Source organism: Clostridium puniceum, from assembly GCF_002006345.1.
Lineage (GTDB): Bacteria > Bacillota > Clostridia > Clostridiales > Clostridiaceae > Clostridium > Clostridium puniceum.
Map to the genome: position 1 here is coordinate 1 of NZ_LZZM01000052.1, position 4,837 is coordinate 4,837.

General features: G+C 29.3%; 7 protein-coding genes. All 7 read left to right on the plus strand.

Annotation, left to right across the window (positions count from 1 at the left end; translation table 11 throughout):
- Window positions 1-140 precede the first annotated feature (140 nt).
- Window positions 141-587, plus strand: a complete 447-nt coding sequence (locus tag CLPUN_RS04200; protein ID WP_077846118.1) for a YopX family protein — start codon at window positions 141-143, stop codon at window positions 585-587.
- A gap of 44 nt (window positions 588-631) precedes the next feature.
- Window positions 632-1,639 (plus strand): tyrosine-type recombinase/integrase, encoded by a 1,008-nt coding sequence (locus CLPUN_RS04205; protein ID WP_077846119.1) that lies wholly within the window; start codon window positions 632-634, stop codon window positions 1,637-1,639.
- Between the two features lie 44 nt (window positions 1,640-1,683).
- A complete protein-coding gene (locus CLPUN_RS04210) occupies window positions 1,684-2,391 on the plus strand; it encodes a hypothetical protein (RefSeq protein WP_077846120.1) in 708 nt (235 codons plus the stop codon).
- Window positions 2,375-3,406 (plus strand): nucleoid-associated protein, encoded by a 1,032-nt coding sequence (locus CLPUN_RS04215; protein WP_077846121.1) that lies wholly within the window; start codon window positions 2,375-2,377, stop codon window positions 3,404-3,406. Before CLPUN_RS04210 ends, CLPUN_RS04215 begins: the two co-directional genes overlap by 17 nt.
- 12 nt (window positions 3,407-3,418) lie before the next feature.
- Complete coding sequence (locus tag CLPUN_RS04220; protein ID WP_077846122.1) at window positions 3,419-3,814, plus strand: RNA polymerase subunit sigma; 396 nt, start codon at window positions 3,419-3,421, stop codon at window positions 3,812-3,814.
- Between the two features lie 188 nt (window positions 3,815-4,002).
- Complete coding sequence (locus tag CLPUN_RS04225) at window positions 4,003-4,413, plus strand: DNA-binding response regulator (protein WP_198944286.1); 411 nt, start codon at window positions 4,003-4,005, stop codon at window positions 4,411-4,413.
- A gap of 38 nt (window positions 4,414-4,451) precedes the next feature.
- On the plus strand, window positions 4,452-4,691 hold the full coding sequence (locus CLPUN_RS04230; protein ID WP_077846123.1) for a hypothetical protein: 240 nt from the start codon (window positions 4,452-4,454) through the stop codon (window positions 4,689-4,691).
- The last annotated feature ends 146 nt before the right edge of the window (window positions 4,692-4,837 follow it).

A 4,837-nucleotide genomic window follows, 5' to 3' on the forward strand; every position in this document is an offset into this window, starting at 1 on the left:
GAATATACTATGTCTTTCGGTAATAAATAATTTAGAGTATAACAAAATATGAAATTAAGAGAATACCGCATTATTCAGAAATGAATTTGCGGTATTTTTTGTTGTACGATACTACGCAATACAAATAGTGGAGGTAAAAAATGAGTAGAGAAATTAAATTCAGAGCATGGGACACATTTCAAAATACAATGCATTATGGAGTTGAGAGTGGAATATATGAAGATCCTGACGAAATTATTTCATTTGATAAAATTTTGGGATTTGCATGTTACGAAGTTATGCAATGTACAGGATTAAAAGACAAGAATGGAAAAGAAATTTATGAGGGAGATATTATAAATGCAAGCTATATAAATCCTATGAGTAATGAAGTAGTTAAAAAACATTATTTAATAAAATATGGAGAAGGTCAATACAAAGCCAAATTAATAGGCTCAAGTCCTTATGGAGATACATGGATTAATTTTATAAATGAAAAAGGAACGATTATAGCAAATATTCATGAGAATCCAGAGTTGCTAGAAAGTGAGGCAGAGATACCCACACATAAAAATTTTATAATCAATAGATTTACTAAGAAAAATTAGAGAATGCAACTAGGATTGCACCTTATAAAGATGGAGGGATTGAAATGGGGAATTTGAATGAAGAATTAAGTATAAGACTACTAGGCAAATTAACATTATTAATACCAATATTAGAGCAAAATCTTTCTTTGCAGTTAGATGTAAAAAGCAAAATAGATGAAATTCTTTATGATTATGAGGTGCAAACTAAGTGTACTGATCTAATTGCAAGTGATATAGAAGAAAAATCGGTGATATATCTAGCTTGCAAAAAGTTAGAAGGTTTAAGTTCTAAGACAATAGATAATTATAGATTGTTTTTAATGAAGTTAGATCAATTTTTTAATAAACCTTGTAGTACAATTTCGACAATGGACTTAAGAATGTTCTTAGCATTTATGGGAGAAGGTAAACAAGCTTCAACTGTTAATGGATATATAACAAGTTTGAAAGGTTTCTTCGGATGGTTGCAGTCAGAAGAATATATTATTAAAAATCCAGCTTTTAAGTTAAAACAAACTAAAGTGCCACGTGTAATATTGCAGCCATATACATCAGAAAATCTTGAAAAATTAAGAGAAGCATGTGAAACAGAAAAAGAAAAATGTTTGTTTGAATTGCTTGATAGCACAGCGTGCCGAATATCTGAAATAGATAATATCAAATTAGAAGATATAAACTGGCAAGAGCGAAGTATAAAGGTTTTAGGGAAAGGCAATAAAGAGAGAATAGTTTATTTTTCTACCAAAGCTAAGTTACACATGCAACGATATATTAATTCAAGAATTGGAGAATCGGAGTATTTATTTATATCGGATAGAGGAATACACCAACATATTAAGGTTAGAGCACTTCAATTAATTCTATGTAAGATTAAAATTAGAGCAGGAGTTGAAGAAAGAGTACATTGTCACAAATTTAGAAGAACTAGAGCTACTCAGCTTTTAAATGGTGGTATGAGAATAGAAGGTGTACAAGGTATTCTTGGGCATACAACTCCAGCTACAACGCAAATATATGCGCAATTGTCCCAAGAGAATTTGAAGCATGAATATAGAAGATTGGTAGTTTAATAATCATATCTATTAATTATCAAATGAAAATCAAATGAGAGGTGATGCGGTTGAAGAAGATAATGGTATTGGAAGGTCAAATTGATATATTCAATATACCACTTGAAGAAACTATTAAGCCTAAAGAAGAGAACATTATTGAAATACAAAAGATAAAAGAAGATGTTTTTACTGAGATCATAAATCTTTATAAAGCAAGATGTTTAAGAATAATAAAAATGGTTTCTGGAGCTTTGCTTGTAGAAGTTGAGGATAAAACCATGTATTTCAATAAAGAAGGTAAAAACGAGTTTAATTTAAATACTGATATTGGTATCATGCCAGCAGATAAAATACTCGTTGTAAATCAAGATAAAGAAGTTAATGAACTGCAACTTAAAAAATTAGAGAACATGCATGCAGATAAGTACATTAAGCGTAAAGGTGATGCTAATGTTATTATTCCAATGGAAGATAAGACTATTGTTATAAATCCACGAGGTTGGGTAATAGAGTGGGAACAAAAACCCAATTATAAGGAAAATGAGATTGTTATTTGTGTGAATAGCACAAAAATATCAGATGAACAATTTCAAATTGGAGATACTGTAGAGTTTGAGTATGAAAAGTTAAAACAAATTGGTAAAGTAACAAGAATTTACAATGGTGGAGAAACAATAAATGTTTCTTGGGATGGCAAGCATACAGCGTTTTATTACAAATGTTTAAAAAAGATAGCGTGGGAGGTAAAGAATAATGGAATATATAAATGATATCAGCATAAATGAAGCAGTCATTCACATTCTTGACAGTAATGCAGATGAACCAGTATTAAATGAATATAGCTTAGAACTAGGTGAAGATATTTATAAATATATATACAAGCATACTGAGAGAGCTTTGAATGATGATAATTTAGCATATGGAAAGTTCAAAGAAGGAAGAAATATAGTAAAGGAAGTGGTGCAAGATTATCTAAATGGAGTAGATAGTGATTTAATACATTTATCAAAAGAACTAGCAAGACAGTTATTTTTCATAATGAAAGGCAATGTAAATATTCCAGTTGGAGATTTAATAATAGTATCATTAGTAACAGATCAAGGGCCAATGGTAGGAATATTAAAAATGGATTATGTGAAGAATTTCACTCATGAAATTCAATTTAAAGAAGAAAAGATAGGAATAGATATAATTCCACAATTAGCGGGACTTCCAAGTAATAAAATAAATAAAGCTGCTTTTATTAAGCCTATAAGAGAAGACGAAATATATAATTTATATATTTTAGACAAGCAAAAAGTTACTAAGGAAGATGAATACGGTGCAAACTACTTTTTAAATTCATTCCTAGGTGCGACATATATCACAAATGAAAGAGATAGCACAAAGAATTTTATAAAATATAGTGAAGAATGGGTTAGAAGAAATATACCAGATGATGCGGCTAAAGCAGAAGAAGTCAGAAGTGCTATTAAAAATAAATTGAAAGAAGAAGAGACTTTTAATATTGATAAAGTAGCAGAAGAATTATTTAATGAAGAGCCAGTGATAAAAGAAAGCTTCGCAATAGATATGAAAATGAAATGTGCATCAGAAGAAGTGTACATTGACGAGAGATATATAGATAAAAGGTTGAAAAGAGTTAGATTAAACATAGATAAAGAGATAGATTTATATATTAATCTGGATACTTACACAGACAAATCCAAATTTGAAGTAATCAGAAATGGAGATGGAAGCATTAATCTAATAATAAAAAATGTAATAAATTACATCGAAAAATAGGGGGTGTTACTGATGAAGGAAAAAGTTATAAAGGAATTAAAAGCCTATAGATCAAGGGGATATGAAATTGAAGATATGAAATTGAAGATAAAAGAATTAAAAATAGGCGAACAGTTGGAAGCTATGAGTTATGAAGACAAAGTGCAAACTAGTATGCGTTGTAAAAATAATGATTTTATTACGAATACTATAGAGATCTTAGAGAAGAAAATAGAAGTTAAAGAAATTGCCAATAAAAGAATTGATAATGCTCTAAAAAGATTAGAGAGCCAAGAAGACATAGATGTAATAACAAAAGTGTATATTGAAGAAAAAAGCATTACTAGAGCGTCACAAGAATTATTTAGGTCAAGAAAAAGTATTAAAAACGCCATAAATAGGGCATTTGAAAAACTTGAACTAGTATAAAAGGAACAGCAAAGGTAGCAGTTAGGGTAGCAACGAAAGTACCTAGTAAGTATCAAAAATTAATTGTATAATGTATTTAGTTAAGAGAAGACGCTATATAGGTCAGATTATTTAAAATTGAAAAAGTAAAGGATGTACCCTTTTTACGGTTTGGGTGAACTATACACTTTTTTAAGGAGTGATTGATTTTGAAAGCAAAGATAGATAAGAATTTATTAAAAAATTTGTATCTTGATGAAGGATTTACGTCTCCTGAAATAGCTAAAAAATTAAATATTAAAGTTAACACTGTAAAAATGTGTATAAAAAGAAATTTTGGCGAGTCTAAGTTGCAACATAAGAGAGCTAGGCTTAAGAGAAAAGAAGTTGAAAAAGCTATTAATTATGAGGCAACTAGATGTATGTCAGATGGTTCATTCATAAAGAAAAATCCAAGTATATATAAGACAAATTCAAACGGAGATATAATTGTTAATGCTCCAGAAGAAGTTTTAACTTGGGACGTTCCTAAAAAGTTGAAAAATGATGATAGTACAGAGTTGTATAATAAAAGAGTAATAAAAAAATATAGAGATACAAGCAATGAGTCACTAAATTAAATAGTGGCTCATTTTTATATTAGAAAGTAGGTGAGGATATGAAATCAATGTATACGTCATATTTATGTAAAATTAATAAGTGTAAAAAAGAAACAATATTACTTACAGAAGAGGTAGAGGATACCCTTAGAAAAGGGAATTATATTTCATGTTCTCACTGTGGTTCTAAAAATATACAAAAGCAAAATGAAACAGATAATTTTAAAGAGTGCATGGATCATGCTGCATACAAAAGAAAAAAAGGATCAATTAGGCAGGTGAGATATGAAAAAACGTAGAGAGGTTGATTATTTACTCGATGAAGATGAATTAGAATATGAAGAAGAAAAAGTCCGAAAAGTGAAAGAACCATCAGAGCCAATTCCAGAAAATAGATACAAACAATTTAAGTATAGAATAGTAGAAATGAGCAAAGAGTTTCCGG

Bases quoted from the DNA above. Each gene is read 5' to 3' on its own strand.
- CLPUN_RS04200 (WP_077846118.1), top strand. From the start codon at position 141: ATGAGTAGAGAAATTAAATTCAGAGCATGGGACACATTTCAAAATACA.
- CLPUN_RS04205 (WP_077846119.1), top strand. From the start codon at position 632: ATGGGGAATTTGAATGAAGAATTAAGTATAAGACTACTAGGCAAATTA.
- CLPUN_RS04210 (WP_077846120.1), top strand. From the start codon at position 1,684: ATGCGGTTGAAGAAGATAATGGTATTGGAAGGTCAAATTGATATATTC.
- CLPUN_RS04215 (WP_077846121.1), top strand. From the start codon at position 2,375: ATGGAATATATAAATGATATCAGCATAAATGAAGCAGTCATTCACATT.
- CLPUN_RS04220 (WP_077846122.1), top strand. From the start codon at position 3,419: ATGAAGGAAAAAGTTATAAAGGAATTAAAAGCCTATAGATCAAGGGGA.
- CLPUN_RS04230 (WP_077846123.1), top strand. From the start codon at position 4,452: ATGAAATCAATGTATACGTCATATTTATGTAAAATTAATAAGTGTAAA.